Annotated in this window: 18 protein-coding genes; all 18 read right to left on the reverse strand. The window is 38.5% G+C overall.

Annotated features, from left to right (window positions below):
• Positions 1–13: 13 nt before the first annotated feature.
• On the reverse strand, positions 14–886 hold the full coding sequence (locus U735_RS0105350; protein WP_031442840.1) for a cupin-like domain-containing protein: 873 nt from the start codon (positions 884–886) through the stop codon (positions 14–16).
• A 1-nt stretch (position 887) separates the two neighbouring features.
• Positions 888–2,423 carry a phytoene desaturase family protein gene (locus U735_RS0105355; RefSeq protein WP_031442841.1) on the reverse strand — a complete coding sequence of 512 codons (1,536 nt, stop codon included), beginning with the start codon at positions 2,421–2,423 and terminating at the stop codon, positions 888–890.
• Positions 2,424–2,559: 136 nt separating this feature from the next.
• Positions 2,560–6,249: a 1-acyl-sn-glycerol-3-phosphate acyltransferase gene (locus U735_RS0105360; protein WP_031442842.1), complete on the reverse strand. Its 3,690-nt coding sequence runs from the start codon at positions 6,247–6,249 to the stop codon at positions 2,560–2,562.
• Positions 6,242–7,411: a DUF2062 domain-containing protein gene (locus U735_RS0105365; protein ID WP_031442843.1), complete on the reverse strand. Its 1,170-nt coding sequence runs from the start codon at positions 7,409–7,411 to the stop codon at positions 6,242–6,244. The genes U735_RS0105360 and U735_RS0105365 overlap by 8 nt, the downstream gene beginning before the upstream one ends.
• Before the next feature lie 109 nt (positions 7,412–7,520).
• Positions 7,521–8,009, reverse strand: a complete 489-nt coding sequence (locus U735_RS0105370; protein WP_031442844.1) for a hypothetical protein — start codon at positions 8,007–8,009, stop codon at positions 7,521–7,523.
• Positions 8,010–8,378, reverse strand: a complete 369-nt coding sequence (locus tag U735_RS0105375) for a 3-hydroxyacyl-ACP dehydratase (RefSeq protein ID WP_031442845.1) — start codon at positions 8,376–8,378, stop codon at positions 8,010–8,012.
• Positions 8,379–8,383: 5 nt separating this feature from the next.
• Positions 8,384–8,977, reverse strand: coding sequence for a porin family protein (locus U735_RS0105380; RefSeq protein ID WP_031442846.1), 594 nt, complete (start codon positions 8,975–8,977; stop codon positions 8,384–8,386).
• 2 nt (positions 8,978–8,979) lie between these two features.
• Complete coding sequence (locus U735_RS0105385; protein WP_031442847.1) at positions 8,980–9,588, reverse strand: hypothetical protein; 609 nt, start codon at positions 9,586–9,588, stop codon at positions 8,980–8,982.
• A complete protein-coding gene (locus tag U735_RS0105390; protein ID WP_031442848.1) occupies positions 9,569–10,198 on the reverse strand; it encodes a LolA family protein in 630 nt (209 codons plus the stop codon). The genes U735_RS0105385 and U735_RS0105390 overlap by 20 nt, the downstream gene beginning before the upstream one ends.
• The gene (locus tag U735_RS0105395) at positions 10,191–10,967 is read right to left on the reverse strand and encodes a polysaccharide deacetylase family protein (RefSeq protein WP_031442849.1); all 777 of its coding nucleotides are present in this window, start codon (positions 10,965–10,967) and stop codon (positions 10,191–10,193) included. Before U735_RS0105395 ends, U735_RS0105390 begins: the two co-directional genes overlap by 8 nt.
• A complete protein-coding gene (locus U735_RS0105400; protein WP_031442850.1) occupies positions 10,961–12,025 on the reverse strand; it encodes a beta-ketoacyl synthase N-terminal-like domain-containing protein in 1,065 nt (354 codons plus the stop codon). Before U735_RS0105400 ends, U735_RS0105395 begins: the two co-directional genes overlap by 7 nt.
• Positions 12,026–12,103: 78 nt before the next feature.
• Entirely contained in the window at positions 12,104–13,306 is a 1,203-nt protein-coding gene (locus U735_RS0105405; RefSeq protein WP_031442851.1) for a beta-ketoacyl-[acyl-carrier-protein] synthase family protein, read from the reverse strand.
• A 97-nt stretch (positions 13,307–13,403) separates the two neighbouring features.
• Complete coding sequence (locus U735_RS0105410) at positions 13,404–13,661, reverse strand: phosphopantetheine-binding protein (RefSeq protein ID WP_031442852.1); 258 nt, start codon at positions 13,659–13,661, stop codon at positions 13,404–13,406.
• Positions 13,658–14,281 carry a hypothetical protein gene (locus U735_RS0105415; RefSeq protein ID WP_031442853.1) on the reverse strand — a complete coding sequence of 208 codons (624 nt, stop codon included), beginning with the start codon at positions 14,279–14,281 and terminating at the stop codon, positions 13,658–13,660. Before U735_RS0105415 ends, U735_RS0105410 begins: the two co-directional genes overlap by 4 nt.
• Entirely contained in the window at positions 14,278–15,426 is a 1,149-nt protein-coding gene (locus U735_RS0105420) for a beta-ketoacyl-[acyl-carrier-protein] synthase family protein (RefSeq protein ID WP_031442854.1), read from the reverse strand. The genes U735_RS0105415 and U735_RS0105420 overlap by 4 nt, the downstream gene beginning before the upstream one ends.
• On the reverse strand, positions 15,419–15,868 hold the full coding sequence (locus U735_RS0105425) for an acyl-CoA thioesterase (protein ID WP_031442855.1): 450 nt from the start codon (positions 15,866–15,868) through the stop codon (positions 15,419–15,421). Before U735_RS0105425 ends, U735_RS0105420 begins: the two co-directional genes overlap by 8 nt.
• The gene (locus tag U735_RS0105430; protein ID WP_031442856.1) at positions 15,846–17,114 is read right to left on the reverse strand and encodes an ABC transporter permease; all 1,269 of its coding nucleotides are present in this window, start codon (positions 17,112–17,114) and stop codon (positions 15,846–15,848) included. The genes U735_RS0105425 and U735_RS0105430 overlap by 23 nt, the downstream gene beginning before the upstream one ends.
• Entirely contained in the window at positions 17,107–17,850 is a 744-nt protein-coding gene (locus U735_RS0105435) for an ABC transporter ATP-binding protein (protein ID WP_031442857.1), read from the reverse strand. The genes U735_RS0105430 and U735_RS0105435 overlap by 8 nt, the downstream gene beginning before the upstream one ends.
• Positions 17,851–17,854 lie beyond the last annotated feature (4 nt).

Genomic DNA, 17,854 nt, shown 5'->3' on the forward strand with positions numbered 1-17,854 from the left:
CTAATTGCTTAATTTATCCCTTTCCAAACCTAGTATTGGTTTTTACCAGCATCCTGCTCTCCTTGAAATCTACCCACTTCTGGCCCCAAATTTTCCTCATTGTATTTTCAAAAGGTCTCATGAAAAATAGATTTCCAAACATTTTGGACAACAATACGGGATGTTTTGGCAAGGCCCTTAAGGTAATGGAAAATCCGCCATCCAGATATTTGATATAGTGCCAGTATCCACTGGGCATATATAGGGCATCCCCGTGTTTCATCTCTACATATAAGCCTTCTGCCTTTTTTAAGGCTGGAAAGCGATCAAAATCTGGATCATCCATATTTATGGATTCCAAATTATGTACGGAAAAAGGAACCTTGTATAGGTATTTGGTCTGTTCTGGAGGAAACAAAAGTACACTTTTATGTCCGTGGAAATGAAAATGGATTAGGTCTGATAAATCCATGTCATAATGGGGTAGTACAACAGAACCTTCACCGCCGAAAAACATAACTGGCAGACGCTTAAAAAATTTTAATCCAATATCCGGGTAACTTATGTCCTGTATCAATTCTGGCATTTTATCCAGAATATTATAGAAAAAAATACGCAGGTCCGTGGGTTTGGTTTTCAAGATTTCCAGGTAGTCGTACAGTTTCATTTCCGTTACCGGGGCAGCGGAGTTTTGTTTCCCTTTGGTAGGTTCGTTATTGTATAAGGGAACCACTTGCTCACCTGCTTTTTTCTGTATATAATCTATGTTCCATTTGTTGCGGGCAGGCCAATCCGAGGTGAGGTTTTCAATTAAAACAGGGCGTTGGGTTTTGTAATATTGATTAATAAAATCCTCTTTGCTAATAGATTTGACCCTAGTAATAGGAATTGTTTTAATCTGTCCCATATTAAACTTCTTGAGCTTTATTGACTTCTAAAATTTTTTCCAATAAATAATCCTTTCCCACTAACTCGGAACAGGTAATAATTGCTCCAATGGTAACACCTAAGATTCCGTGCATGTTTAAACTTTGGCCCGTAAAGAGTAAATTTTTGATTTTTGTTCTGGGAGAAACAAATGAGTGTAGAGGATTGTTTACGTCCTTAACATAGCCGTACATAGACCCATTATGGCTTCCTATATAATCCCTGTAGGACAATGGTGTAGAGGCATATACGGTTTGAATGCAATCTCTTAGGTTGGGGAATTTTTTTTCCAATTCTGTGATAAAAATTTCAGTTTTATACGCCTTGAACTCTTCATAGGTCTGCCCTCTATCATTTTTGGAAGCAACAGTATTGAAGGTGTCCTGCCAGTACTCCACCTCACTGAAATTCATATAGGTCATAGCTATTAAACTATCTCCCCATCCATCGTCCTTTTTATTGATGCCCATAGAGACCATGTACCCCTCGGGCCAACTTTCCTGAGTATAATTCTGTGCATCCCAAACTCTATCGCCATATTTAAAATGATAAAAATTCTTGTTGTGATACTTAAAGGATTTAGGTTTTAGGACTAGGTATACGCTAAAGGCCGAAATAACACTTTCAATGTTATTAATTCTGTTGGTGTAGGATTTTCTAAAGTTTTCTTCACCAACCATTTTTAAGGTAAGCTTGGGCTCAATATTGGAAATGAATATATCACCGTTTATTTGCTTGCCATTTTTTATATCTACCGAAGTGATTACCCCATTATTGACATTAAATTTGGTAACTTCATGATGTTTGAAGGTGTCGCCCCCAAATTTCTTTATTTGTCTAATAAGGACTTTGGTTATCTGACTTCCGCCATTAACACACCTGTAGGCACTTTCTATATAGGAATTTACGGAAAGGGCATGTACATAAAAAGGGGAACGCTCCCCGTCACCGGCATACAGAAAATTGGTGCCCGCAAATACACCTTGCAACTTCTTATTGTTCGTGAGGGAATTGATATAGGTTTTGGCATTCAGTTTAAAAACGTCATCCTGCCCATAGGAAGGATTGCCCTTGTTTAAATTGTATAGTGGGAACTTGGAACAGGTTTCCCTTAATTTTTTACTATACGTTTTTATGGCCTTTTCCTCTTCAGGAAATTGGGATAGTAAACTTTCCTCAAAGCGATCGTAACCTTGGGCGTGTTTATATTCCTTTGGGTCCCCTTCAAACGTTATTACATCAAAACCGTCTTCATCCAATTTCTTAAGCTTCAATTGGTCCATTATACCCAGATACTTAAAATATTGGTTCAGGTTTTGTCCTTCCGAAAGTCCGCCAATATAATGTACTCCGGTATCAAAGATGGTTTTGTCCCGGACAAAGGTTTGTAGATTGCCTCCAAATTGATTGTTTTTTTCCAAGACACAGACACTATAACCTTCTTTGGCCATTATCAAGGCAGAAACCAACCCCCCTAATCCACTTCCAACAATTACAATGTCGTAATGTTCTTTCATAAATGGTATTCTTTTACAATTTCCAAATCCAATATTTAATATTGGATTTTGGTAGGTTTTGTACCCTTATAATAATTAATGTATCTCCCTGATTTAATCCGAGGATTTTTTTTGATTCCTGCGAATACAGCTTGTTTTAGGCCTTTGCTTTTTCTAAGATAATAAGATTATCATATTCAAAGACATTTTTAAAACCAGTAGACAATATAATTTTTTCCAATAATTTTACTCCGTCCTTTACCAATATCACTAGCCTAATATTATTTATGATTTTAGGCACTAGGCTATCCAGGTCTTGTATTTCCAAATCAATGATCATTATATCCGCGGGCTGTTCCAGAGCCTCCTCGATCGATGCTGTTAAGGTTAACTTGGCTATTTGTTGGGTAATAAAACTGTTCTTTACAATTGGTCTTATCTCCTCATCAGCCAAGAAGGCGAAAATTTTGCGATCAACAGCATTTAAAGATAATAGAAAATCCAGTTGCCCGTATTCTTTTGAAAGATGAATTATGGAATCGGTGGTTTCTATCCGTTTGGAAATCAGGGTGTAAATTTTGGAGTTGTTCCTTAAATCTTTTTTTACCGCACGGTAGACGGAATCTCCTTTGTATCGATAATCTTCGAGAATTGTTCTCGTGAAATAGGTGTCTCCTTCCACTTCATTCCTCAAGTTCTGAAATTCGGACCTGAAATAGGCTGCGATACCCTTGTTGCGCTCTCTATAATTTTTTCCGTAGCCTAGGTCCTCTGTAGAAATTCTATCCAAGATCTTTACCGTTATACTGCCATCTTTTATAACAAAACTTCCTTTGGGAAGCACTTCCGAATTTCCATGTATCAAAACAGGAACAATATCCATATTGAACTTTTCCGCCAAATAAAAGGCCCCTTTATGGAATCGCCTTATTTTGTTGGTTCTGGACCTTGTCCCTTCAGGGAAAGCCATCAAGGAGTATCCTTGGGCTACCTTGTTTCTTAAATGTTCAAGGCCATTATCTATTCCTTCGGACACCGGATAAAATCCGGCGAGTTGCACGGCCTTTCCAAAAATTGGGGATTTGTACACCCAGTCGTTTACCAAATAAATAATCTTTGGATATAACATACCAACGGCCAAAATATCTAAAAATGAGGTGTGGTTTGCTATGATAATAGCAGGTTTTTTAAAATCCTCCCCTGATAAATTGATAATTTTTTTACTTACAAAGGGATTGGTATACAAAACCGATTTCATGAATTTTGAAATGGTTTTATGGAACCATTTCATTTTAACTTTTTTGCTAAAGGGCAGTATTTTCATAACGGTAACGCTCCATATGGACAACAGTAGTCCACCAGATCCATAATAACCAAATGAAAGAACGGAATGAATAAGTAATCGAAGGCTAATGGGGCGTTTTTCCTTACTTCCGATAAAGAGTAAAAATAATAATGGTTGTATGGTGAAAGCTACAAAAACTGCCGATAGGATACCTATAAGAGATACGAGGCTAATGGAATGCAAGGCGGGGTGTTTTGCAAAAATTAGTACACCAATTCCCAAAACTGTAGTAATGGCCGAAAGTAGGATAGAAGTTCTGTGTGTTCTCAGTACTTCTTCGCCCTTACCGTATTCCTTTAGCAGTCCCGTTGTTATGAATATGCTGTAATCTATTCCCAATCCAAAGATAAAGGTGGAGATAATGATATTAAAAATATTAAATTCTATATGGAACATGCCCATAATACCAATAGTGAGCCACCAGGTCAACAGGATGGGAATACTTGTGACCAACACCAGGGAAAAACTTCTAAAGAAAAAGAACAGTATCAGGACTACTATACCTAGGGAATAACCAATTAGCTTATTGAAATCATTTTTGAGATTGCCTAAAAACATTTCGTTCATTTCCTGCCTATCTATTACCAATGTTTGGGGGTAAGCTCTAAAAATGTCTTTTACTTTTTCTTCATGTCCCTCCTTTAACTTAATCAGTGAAGTAACAGTGGTGAAATCATTATCGGTAACAATGTGGTCATCAATGGGCAAGGCAGATGCACTACTGTAATCCCCAATATTCAACAATCTAAAATCCTTGTTTAGAAACGAATAGAATTTATCAAAGGAATTGGGTTTAAATCCTAATTCAGTGCCACTTTCCACAAGATTTTCCTTAGTATTTTTAATGACTTCCTCGTTCCAAAATTCCTTCCAAAGGTCAATTTTTTCTTGTTGTTTTTCTTGGGAGAGGACTAGGTTGCCTATTGAGCTAAAACTAAGTATTTCTCCATTATTCTTTAGGCTATCCAATTCTTGGGATAAGGTATTGTTGGTTTGAAGGACCTTTTCACCATCCTTTCCATAGACAGCCAAATAAATGGATTTGGAAGACAAATTGGTAAGTGCGTCCAATCTTTCCCTAGCTTGTACCAAGGCTGTAGGCTCAAAGTTGAGTTTGGCAATATCCTTATTGAAAATTACCTTGTCGTGAAAAAAAATGCTGGCAATAAGCAGGCCTGCAAGGATGGCTATGCTCCATTTATTTTTATGAAGGTTGTAGGAGGCTATCCTATCCAAGAGGGTATACTTCACTTTAAGATTGTCGGTATTCCTGTAAACATGGGGGATAAATAAAAGGGCAAAAATACAGGAGCCAATAACGCTAACGGCTGCAAAAATACCGAGGTCCTGCAGGGCTTGCGAGTCTAGGAATAGAAGGCACAAAAAGGCTAGGGCAGTGGTAATACTACTCATAATAACGGGCTGGGCCACATCTGAGTAAAGTGTCTTTACGGACGGATTATTTCTTATTTGGGTTAGTATGTGCAAGGAATAATCCAAGGTAACCCCTAGCAGAACAGAACCTATTCCCAAGGAAATGGCAGATATCTTCCCTCTGGTCAAATAAAGTAAGGCAACAGATAGTGTTGCACCAAAAAGGGTAGGGGCGAATAGAATTATGGGAATGGTTAATTTTCTATAAAATAGGATAAGAATTCCCATTAAAATGGATAAGGCAATAGTCACCGTAAGGCGAATATCGTTTTTGATCTGTTGTGCGTTAGCTACGGCTATCAGTGTGGCCCCATAATATTCACTTTTTACCTTATCCTTATACAGTTGGCCCAATTGATTCTGGGTCTCATAAAGCTCCGCCACAAATTTTGTGTTTTCCACGGTTTCACTGGACGGGTGGGCAGGGGTAATAAATAGTAAAATGTTTTGAAGATCCTTACTCAGTAGAAAACCATCCTTTATAGTGAACTGATCCCCTATGCCCAAGCCCCTTAGTTTTTTTAGGGCAATAAAAGAAATACCTAGCGGGTCTTTCAGAATCATTTCTTTGGCAACAATACCAGAAGGGGAAATTAATGTTCTGTAGTTTTTTTGTGTTAATTTGGCAATGCTGTCCTTGTCGAGTTTTTTTAAAATTGTAATGTAGTCCTCCTTATCAAGCAGTAGAGGAGCGTTTTCATAGACAAACCCCAAGGTGTTTCCTAGATCTCCGTCGTCTATTTTACCCTGAATTTTTTTTATATGTGAAGCAGATTTTTTGGAGATACTATCCAGAAAATCTGTTGCGTAGCTTGTTAGTTCTTCAATAGGTGCCTCTGACTCTCGCACAATATTGACGATAATCTTATCTGAAAAATTTACCGATTTTAATACTTTTTGAACTTCTTCGGTCTTGCTATTGCTGGGTATAAGCTTGGTAATGTCTTCCTCGAATTCAATTTTAAAAGCGAAATATAGTAGGATTGCAAAAAGGGCCAAGAGACCAATGCCGGACAGCAGTCTTTTTTTGGCCACATATTGATAAATCCTATATAAAAAACTACCCATTTTTAAGTGCAATATTCTTTCTGTCAAAAATATTCAAAATAATATAACCGCATATTCCCGCGGCAAACGCTCCAATAAGGGAAAGGGTTATACTGCCAATTATATAGGATTTTAAATGTTTTATGACTTCAAAATTGGCCCCTGCCTCCTCAAAAGTAAAATTAAACTCTGTACCCAGGACCCAGTGGCCTATTTTAAGGCTGATAAACAGCACAAAAGGTATAAAGGGAGGGAAGCTTACGTTGGAAAAAGCGAAGGCAATGGTCTTGTTCAGTTTAAACAGTACCGCTAAAAAAATGACTATCAAAGTCTGGAACCCCCATAGGGGAGATAAGCCAATAAGCACTCCCAGTGCTATGGAAAGCGCCTTTTTTTCATGGGAATCATTACTGCCCAGGAAGTCTTCGTGGAAAAACCTTTTAACTCCTTTTTTTTTTATTTTCCGAATTAAATCGCGTGGAAAAATATATAAAAGGGTAAGAATTACCAAGTAGGTGTTTAACAGGCTAATTCTGGAAAAATCGGTAAAGGGTCTAAAATGGGATACCCTTTCGGTAACATCATAGCTTACTTTTATGGGGATATTCTTCACTTCTATTCCACTCCATGCGGCTTTTACGATGGCTTCGATTTCAAATTCAAATTTTTTTGTGAAGAATGTAATATCCTTTAAGGCCAATATAGGATATAGCCTATATCCGGATTGGGTGTCCTGTAGTTTGATCCCGGTCTCGACCCAAAACCAAAAATTGGAAAATTTGTTGCCAAAGCTACTTTTTTTGGGTACATCTTTTTGTCCCATATTCCTTGCCCCTATATAAAGTACGTCTTTCGACTTTTCCTTGCTCAGGCTATTGATAAGTACGGGTATATCATCTGGAAAGTGTTGGCCATCAGAATCAATGGTAATGGCAAAGTGGAAACCCTGTTCCAAGGCCAATTCAAAACCTTTCCTCAAGGCATAACCCTTACCTATGTTTTGTGGAAGGGAAATAGTATGGATATTGGCGAATTGGTTCAAAATATGGGAAGTGGTATCGGTAGACCCATCATTTACGACTATAACATCTTGGGTGTATAGCAGCACCCCTTCAATGACTTTTTTTAGGGTTTTGTGATTGTTGTAGGTAGGTATGATCACACAGCATTTAAGCTGATCCATAGCTTTAGTTGTTGATGTAGTAAGTTGTGACACGGTGGTAACTTAATTTGGTTGTTCCATCTTGTAGAAAAATACAAGATATGGTTCGCAAAAATAGGAATTACTGAAGTTAAAACCGTTGCTTTTCTTCAGTATTAAATCCTGTGGATTGTAATATATACGATTTTACAAATTCCTTGACCGCTTTAGATTTGGTCTTTTCGTAGTGGTTTAGAATAAAAGTTTTGTCCTCCTCAATATTGGATCTGTATTTCAAAAACTTGGGAGAATTTTCCTGTATGCTCAATCTGAGGCACCTAATTTCTATGTTTTCCGGTTTTTGGGATACCGCAAATTCCAAAAGCAGAACCCCGTTTTTAAAAAGCTCTTTTCTTTCTGTATTATCCTTGGTATATTTTGCGGTTAAAGCAGAAACTGCACCCTTGTAAGCTACCAATATTGTGTTGTCATCCTCAGAAACAGTTTCCAGTTTATCCCTTAGGGCAAGTGCCGATTCACGATCGTTGGTGGCCAATCTAAAATCCTTTCGGATCTGGTCTAGATCTGGTGTGAAAGGAGAAATGGAAATGAAGAACAGGAGAAAACAGATAAGTTTCATTTAGGCAGCACTTTTGAAGGTTGCATTTAGTTTTAGGGCCACTGTTTCCCCAAAGATGGTTGTACTTTTTACCTTGAACAGACCGTCCATTTCAGAAAGATTGATGTCTATTAAAAGTATCGGGTCGGTTTCGGGATTTATAATGGCCATAAATTTCACATTACTGGCGACGGATAGAAATAAATCCTGCCCGAGACTCCTTTCGGTCAATTCCTTTATGATTTGAATCATACATACCCCGGGCATAATTGGCTTTCCTGGGAAATGGCCCTTAAAAATTTCATGCTTCGGATTCAACTTGATTTGGGCCGATATGCCTTCTTCGTTCTTATCAAAAGTCTCTGTAGTATATAATCCTTCTATTAACATTATGGTTACATATTAAATTTATAGGCAAGTCCTATTTGGAATACCCTGTTCAATTGATTTTCCTCAGAATTGCCCCCATATTCTCCGGAGTCATTAAAATCTAAATCTATCAACCCTTGTTTAAATCTCAATTCCAATGCCAAACCAAAATCAAACTCATATCCAATTCCGCCAAACACGGCCAGATCAATGGGAGTGATTTCTAGATTTTCGCCGTTATCGTTGATTAAGTTTATAAAATTATCATCGAAATTAACATCTAGGCTGGGGCCCAAAATAAAGTGGAAACCCTGATTTTTACTGACAAAAAATTTATTTGCAAGGGCAATGGATACATAATTGATATTTAGGTCTTCCCCATTTCTAAAGCTGGCATTGCCTCCCTGGTTGGAATATACTATTTCCGGTTGCATAGTATAGCTATCCGAAAAACGCACTGCTAAAAATAATCCCGTATACAATCCAGTTTTGTTATCCAGCTCGGAATTCAGGATCTTGGCATTGTTTACTCCCAGTCTTATCCCTAGTTGCGACTTGCTTTGGGCAACCAAGACATAGGAAATGGTGATAAAAAGGCTGGTAAACAGTATTTTTTTCATTTTTAAATGGCTTTTAAATCAATGGTTAACTTAATGTTTTTGTGCCGTATTTTAATTTTCCCTGCATGATCGTTTTCTATTTCTGTAAAAATATAGTCCGATTTTTCTTTACTTCCTTTAGTCTCCAAAATTTTATGTAGTCGTTCATCTACCCTGAGGTAAAAGTAAGTGTTATTCTTTATCCTGGTTTCAAAGAATATGCTATCCCCCAATGTCTGGAATTGCTGTAAAATGATGGGATTTTCATTGATCAAAACAGTGAAATCCCTCCTGAGCAGGTTTATTAGAATCTTTTTATCCATTTCACTGAGAATAAAATTAATTCGAAATTCGTCTTTGATAAACGAAAAATCAAATAGTTTATTTCCCATTTCAGTGGTGAACACCACTCTATGGTGCTCCGGCCCCAATTTTTTTATAACAAATATTCCGCCAAAGGATTTCTCGGCGAAATTAATTTTGGCCTTGTAGATATAATCCATTGAAAGGTCCGAAAAGTAAGGATTGATTACAGCTGGTGTATCGCTGTTTATTCTTTCTAGATTATTCTTTTTTGGAAAGGAAGCACAGGCAAACAACAAGAGGGATAAGCTAATTAGTAAATACTTCATTGTCCAATGGTTTGTTGATCAGTCGGTCAGAAAAGACAATTCTTGTATAATCATTAGTGGGTTCCACCATTTTAACCTCCATAACATCGGCCTGCTGCTTATCGAAAAACAATATAAAAGAGGCTATGTAACTTTTTATTTTCTCATCCTTGGGGATAAAGATAACCTTATAATATTTTGAGCTTTTAAAATAGCTCATCGTGAAATCCGAATCTTGGAACAAGTTCCCCTTTACACTATTTACGATTAACTGATTTATCTTTTTAAACAAGGCACTATTTCCCAGATCCATATTGCTTTTAGTTCCGGAATCGTTAATTATTAATTTGTCGTCCTTGAAAATGATACTGTATTTGAAGGGTTCTGTATACTCCCATTTTACCATATTGGGAACTTTAAAGGCCATTTTACCCTGAGTAGTAATATCATTGGATAAAAAGTCCAGATGCTTATATTGCGTGAAATTACTTTGGATAGTGGTCGTTGCCTTGGATGTCTCGTTGATCTTGGCCTTGAACTCCGCAATTTCGGTATTGTTCATCTTACTTTCCTGAGCCAACAATAGGGAAGTATGGGCAATGAGAACAACTAAAAATAATAGGTTACGCATAGGCTTTAATATCTAGCAATTGGTCTACAGTGACAGACTGCATTTTGTTCTGCTGTAAAAATAGCAATAACTGTTCCAATACTTCAACTGTTTTTTCACTACTGTCATGCAGTAGTATAATGTCGCCTTTTTTTAATTTACTGGTGATGCGTTCCAGGATTACTTTCTTTGATCTTTTGGTAGTGTCCAAAGATCGAATGTTCCAGCCGACCGTTTTAAGTTTCAATTTTTTAACCGCCCTGCTTATACTGGGATTTGTTACTCCAAAGGCGGGTCTGTATAATTTGGGGTCAAGACCTGTTACTTCTCTTATAATGGTACTTGTTTTTTGGAGTTCCAATATTACTTTTTGGGTTCCAAAGAATCCAAATTTGTTGGAGTGGCTGTAAGTATGGTTCCCAATTGTATGCCCGTTGTCTACTATTTTCTGTGCAATTCCACCAAATTGATTAACCTGATGTCCCACACAAAAAAAAGATGCTTTGGCATTATATTTTTGAAGTATATCCAAAACTTTTGGAGTAAAGTTTGGGTGGGGACCATCATCAAAGGTAATGGCAACCAAATTGTCGGGAATTTTTCTGTTGAAATGCAGGGCGGGGAGATGATAGTTCCATCGGATGTGGAAGGAGCCTATGATGGTAAAAGTGGCCCATACAGCAGCAAGCAGGATATAGGTCCACCAGCTAATTTCCCAAAAAACATCCAATATAAGAAGGGTAGCGAAAGCTACGCCAAAAAGGCTATTGATGATAGGATACCTTAACATCGGCGAAGTAGGGTGAAACTATGGTTTTTACCTCTGTACTGATTGTACAGTAAAACAAGTTCCAATCCGTTGGTTTTAATTGTGTTTAGTGCAACTGCACTGGGTATCTGCTGAGTCTTAAGAATTTTGGTTCCCAACCAAAATCCAAACGCCGAAGCTGTATTGTACTCGCCACTCAGATGTTTGTAAACAACTTGCTGGGTGTTTTTAAAAGCGCCATTGGTAAGTTCCGAATAATAGTTGTCATACTCAAAGTCTCCATTATTTCCACTTATCAACACATCAATATCGGCCATAGACAGACTATTTTCCTTTAAAAATAGCTCAAGATTGGCCACTAGATCGGATTTAGGCAGCGTATTAAAGGTCTTTACGCCCATTAACTGGGCATAGCTGGAATCTTCTTTTTTGTTGGACAACACAAAGAAATTGGCGCCTTCTCCAAATACGGCTCCCCCAGTTTTGGATTGAAGCAGCTTGTTGGAATTTATTTTTTCCGGTTTTATATGTTGTATTAATTTATGTATGGCATTGGTGTGTTCCCCGGATTCATCAACTCCACCAACGAGTATATTTTCCGCTTCCTTTAGCTCTAATTGCATTATGGCATCCACAAGGGCCGATTCAAAGGAAACACTGCTATGTACATAGGTAAAATTATATCCCTTGCATCCAATTCCCAGAGCTATCTGGCCCGCAACCGTATTGTGGGTAGATTGTATAAACGAGGTAGGGGTAAGGAACTGCTCATTGTTGTCCAAAATAGCGGTTACAAATTTTTCGGAATCCCTAACACATCCCATTCCTGTTCCAGTTATAATGGCATCTACATCTGTAAGATTTGCTTCCTCCAAGGCTATTTTAGAAGCAACGACCCCCATTTTTATACCCTTAGCCATTCTTCTAGCGGCTGCAGGGGGAATAAAGTCCTTATAATTGGGTTCAATTACTGGTATTACATTGTCTTCATAGGTAGTTATTTCCTCCAAAAAATCATTGTTGTCAAATGTTTTTTGGGCAGATATGGAACCGATACTGTTAATATATACTTTTTCCATTAGTTGTTGGGAATGCCGATTTCTGATATAATATCTAAAAAGATCAAAGGGTCCAAATGTAAATATAACAAATCCTACTTAAGGCAATTTTGAAAATATTAGTGTGGAACAATTTCCTCCAAACCCCAGTGAATTGGAAAGAACGGTGTTTAATGCTTTGTCTTTTAAGGTGGTCTGTGGGATAAGGGAAAACTCTTTCATTGGAGTTTTAAAATTTAAATTGGGGTAGATAATGTTGTTTTGAAGCGCTAGAATTGCATACACCGCTTCTATTGCACCTGCTGCTGCCAAGGTATGTCCTGTATAGGCTTTTGTTGAACTGAATTCTGGCACATCTTCTCCAAAAACACGGATAATAGCCCTTCCTTCGGATAAATCGTTATTGCCGGTGGCGGTTCCATGGGCATTGATGTAATCTATGTCCTTTGGCTCCAATCCTGCAACGGCAAGTGCTTTTTCCATGGCCAAAGTGGCACCGTCACCATTTTCGGAGGAGGCGGTTTGGTGATATGCATCGTTGGCATTGCCGTATCCGACCACATATCCCAGCACTTTTTTCTTTTCCTTTTTTACCAAGGAATCTGACTCCAATACTAAATAAGCTGCAGCCTCCCCTAAATTAAGTCCTTTCCTATTTTCGTCAAAAGGTGTATTGTAGGAATCGGACAGGATCATTAAGGTTTTAAAACCATTAATGGTAAATTTGGACAAACAGTCGGCACCACCCACAATTACCCTATCCAATTTTCCTGTTTGAATTAATCTTGCCCCGAACATTATCGCATTTGCGGCAGAGGAACAGGCTGTACTGATGGTAGTGACCAAGCTTTGGTCAATGCCCAATTGTTCCGCTATTTTTTCTGTTGAGTCCCCGGCATGATGGCCTTCAATGTACCTTCTATTATCCTCACTTTCCAAGTAATTGTAATAAAATTTTTCGGTCATATCCATTCCTCCTACACTGGTGGAAGAAATAAGTCCGGTCCTGTAGGCTTTTATATTGGTTATTTTGGCATTGGCAATAGCTTCTTTGGCCGCAATGGCTCCCAATAAGGCAGTTCTGGAGTAATTATTGTCGGCACTCAAACCCAATTTTGCTTCCAATTCCCCGTTGGTGAATTCAATTTCACCAACCATAATACTGCCTTTGTGCACGGTATCTATTTTGGAAATATGGGAAATTCCTGTTCTACCCTCCAAAAGTGAACTGTAATTCTCGGCCACATTGTTTCCAATAGCCGAAATTATACCCATTCCCGTTATAGCTACTCCTGTGGACATGAATTTTTTATTTTGAAGGATAGATTTCCTTGGATGTGACCAATTTCTTCATTAGGTAAATAAATACCTTGGTTTTCTGGTGTTAAGTGTAACGGAATTACTTTGTGCGATGCTCAGCAATATAGTTTGCCATTACTTCAATAGATTCAAATATTTTTTTTCCCTCTTTGGGGTCGGTGAGCTTAATTCCATAATCCTTGTCCAACATTACTATGAGTTCCAAGGCGTCAATGGAGTCCAGGCCAAGACCATCTCCAAACAAGGGATCGTTATCTGCAATTTCTTCAATTGCAATATCCTCCAAGTTTAATTGAGTAATAATTTTTTCCTTTAGTTCTTGTTTTAAATCGCTCATTTGGTTGTGTACAATTTTATTATTTCTTCTTTGTTGTGTGCAATGTTTCCTTCGGTAGAAACTAGGTATAAAAACGCTTCATAGTCCTCTACGTCACAGTTTATCCACCCACACAACACCTCGTCCGCTTTTTCAGATTCAATTAAACTGCTTGCGTAGTCGTGTAGATATTCTGCATTAAAGTGGTTAAAGATAAAAAAACTATTTTCAGAATATAGTCTATGCTTAATACTTATCTCTCCAAGGCAAATATTGGGCAAGGTATAAACGAAAACAGCAGGACTCGGAAAATAGTTCTCTTTGTCCGCAATGGACTCTTGGTGCTTTCTGTCCGTTGGTAGGCTCGAAGCACTATTGGAAAATACCAAAGCAATATTTTTGGGCATTTCCGAATCTTGGATTGTTGGTTTAAGTAAAATATCGGAGGCTAGAAACCCAAGTTTACTGAGGTCGTCCATTTTAAAAAATTTGGGATAATTGGTATCCATCTTTTTATAGGCCAATTTTATAAAAGTGGTGAAATCGTGCCCTGGGTCTTCATAAAGCAGCTGATCATTCAACAGTACCTTATTGTTGGATATTCTACAATATTCCTTTATTTTGAGATGTTGGGCCTTCATGATTGAACCTTTTTAAATACGGCAGCTGTATTACAACCTCCAAAACCGGAGGCAGTCTTCAAGAAGTAATTTAAATTCTTGACGGTAGGTGCGGTAATTATATTCAGGGGTTGTGATACTCCCAGCTCTGTAAACCCTTTGGAGGAATATAAGGTATTGTGGTAAAGGGAATGCATGCCAACAATAGTTTCCAAAAGGCCCGATGCCCCTAAGGTATGTCCAAAATAACCTTTGAGGCTGTTTAAGGGAACAGCGTCCAGACCTAATCTGTTCAGGGCTATAGCCTCCATTTCATCATTGAAAATGGTTGCAGTACCATGCGCGGAAATATAATCTATATCTTGAGGGCCTACATTGGCCTCTTTAAAGGCCGAAAGAATACTGCGATATAGGCCTTCCCCTGTTCTTGATGGGCCGGAAATATGATTGGCGTCGTTACAGGAAGCTTCGCCCAATACCTCCACGGCCTCAGGGGCTAAATTGTTGTCGTCCTTGTTTACCAATACACTGGCGGCCACCTCCCCTATATTAATCCCTGCTCTTTGCTTGCAATAGGGTTTGCATGGCAGGGGACTCATGGCCTGGAAGGAATTGAAGCCTGAAAGAATAAAATTGGAAACGATATCACCTCCAACTATAAACACTTGATCGAACGTCCCTTGGGAAATGAATCTTTTAGCTATTGAAATGGCCAATATACCGGAAACACAGGCATTGGAAAGCACAATAGGTTCTGTGGTAAATCCAAAATAATTTTTGATAATATGGCCTAAAGTACCCAAATAGGATCTCTCTGTAGGCATAGGATTTTTGGGGTCCAAGGTGTCAACATTTCCTTTGGTTGTAGACAGAATTAAACCGACCCTATCCGTTAGTTCTACTCCTGATGCTTTAATGATTTTGTCCAGGGATAGGATCATCATTTGCTCCAAGCGGGTATAGTCGCCATTTGGCCGTAATTCCTCAAAGGCCTTTCCTAGATCATCGGAATCTATAACCGAGGCGTAAAACGGGTTGGGGAATAGGTTTTCGTCTTCAATTAATGTTATCCCCGATAAGCCCTCATGAATATTTTGCACCACCGTAGGGCTGTCAAAGCCTAAGGAAGATACAATATTGTTATATGAGAGATAGGTCTTATTCATTCAATAATCCAACTTTTTGTTTCCATTCCGAGAAAAATGCCGGCATGGTCAAGGATAAACCTCCTTCGTCTTCTACAAAAACCTGTATGGTTTCCCCAGTGCATACCAAATTGTTTTGCGGATCATAAATTTCGTATTTAAATACCATTTTGGCCGCTGGTGAATCTACAAAAATTGTTTTAATAGTGGCAACATCTCCATAGCGCAATGGAAGTTTATGTTCACAGCTAGATTTAACGATCGGGGTGGTGTAGCCGGCCGCTTTGTGATCCAGATAGGCAATCCCATGGTGTCTACCAAAGGCTTCCCTGCCATCCTCAAAATATTGGATATAATTTCCGTGCCACACAATGCCCAAAGGGTCTGTTTCTGCAAAGCGAACCCTAATTTCACTGGTAAAGCTAATCTCTGTTTTGTTCTTAGACGGCATTTTTTCTTTCATTATACACAATAGAAATTGCGGTGGTTATTACAAAAAATAAAAATAATAAGGTTAGTTCAGGTATAAGATCCAAAATGCCGGCATCTCTTAAAAAAACATCATAAAAGGCATTTAAGCCCCAATTCATGGGTGATAAATTTGATAGAGTCTGCATAAATTTGGGCATTATAAAGACAGGTACCCAAACACCGCCCAATGCCGCCAATATAACCACAAAAGTAGCGCCGAAGGGAGCCGATTGTTCCTGTGTCCTTGCCACGGTTCCCAAAAGCAATCCAAGGCCAATGGCCGCAAGTCCTGCAAATAAGGCTACGAGGAACAAAAGGGGTATTTTTCCTGTCACGGCAAGGCTGGGAAGGCCTAAGATTGGGAATAGATAAACACCTATTCCTAACATTAGCCCAAATTGTATGAGACATACGGCAAGGTATATAACAGTTTTTCCTCCCAATACCGTTAGGTAGGAAACAGGGTTTGTTCTTAGACGGACAAAAGTTCCCTGGCTTTTTTCCTTGACCATATTGATAGACAAGGGAACAATGATAAAAAAAATGGCGAACAAGGTCCATGCCGGCACGTTGTGCTGTACCGAATTGGGAATTATTTCATCTTCACCAATACTTGGGGTAATTTCTTTAAAGGTTATAAAACTTTCGGTATCAAATATCGCTTCGGTTTCATCATCTGTTATTTGCGATTGGAAGGCCTTGTAAATAGTTTGGGTCTCTATTTTAAAGATCATCTTGTCTATTCCATTCTTTATGGAGTTTTTGAAGGCCATCTGTGTTGCAGGGTCAAAATAAAGTATAACCTCTTTTTTCTCCAAATCCGCTTTTTCAGATTGTGGCGTTTCTTCTTCCAAACCAAATTTGGATAGCAAACCTTCTACATTTAGATTCACTTTTTTTTCCAGTTCCGAACTAAGATTGGCCGGGATTACTATGGCCAATTGATACTCGCCTTTGAAAACTAGTTCTTTGGCCTCGCTGTCCGATTCTTTCCCAATAATATTAAAGGATTGGGACTCTGACAGGCCATCGTATATATTTTTGGAAACCTCGCCCTTGTCATAGTCCACCCATAGGATGGGAATTTTGTTATCATTGATAGACCTAAAGGTACTATCCTGAATTAAGGTAATGGTGACCACCAATACCAAAGGCATTACAAATAAGATGGCCAATCCCCCTATATCCCGGGAGAGCAGTAGTAATTCCTTATATGTGGAGGCCCAAAGTTTATGCATGATCTCTAAGTGCTTTTCCGGTCAAGGTTAAGAAGACGTCTTCTAGATTGTGCGATTCCGGATATTGGGAAATTAGATTTTTAGGGGCTCCTTCAATAATGATCCGGCCATGATCAATAATAGCCACTTTTGTACAAAACTGTTCTGCCTCGTTCAAATGATGGGAGGTATAAATAATAGTGGTTCCTTGGGTGTTTAATTTTTTTAAATTTTCAATAATTACATTTTTGGATTGTACGTCCACACCAACCGTGGGTTCGTCCAAGAACAAAACTTTGGGGTCGTGCAGGATGCTGGCAATTAAGTTGACACGCCTTTTCATACCCCCAGAAAAAGTGTCCAATTTTTTGTTGGAAAACTTTTCCAACCCTAAAACTTCCAAATGAAAATAGATTTTTTCCCTTAATCGCTTCCCTTTTAGGCCGTACATGCTGCCCAGGTAATATAAATTTTCATAAGCGGTCAGGGTAGGGTAAAGGGCATATTCCTGTGGTACTATACCAATTAATTGTTTTAGTTGGTTGGCATTCTTTTGAAAGGTTAGTCCGTTGATGGAAAAGCTGCCAGAGGTAGGTTTTATCAAGGAACTTAGCATAGAGATCAGTGTTGTTTTACCTGCCCCATTGGGCCCTAAAAGCCCAAAAATTTCCCCATCATCTATTTTTAGATCGAGGTCCACCACCGAATATTCCGCGTTATTTTTATATTTTTTGGAGAGATGGGATATTTGGATCATGGGC

It is taken from the genome of Arenibacter algicola (assembly GCF_000733925.1).
In the GTDB taxonomy this organism is placed as follows: domain Bacteria; phylum Bacteroidota; class Bacteroidia; order Flavobacteriales; family Flavobacteriaceae; genus Arenibacter; species Arenibacter algicola.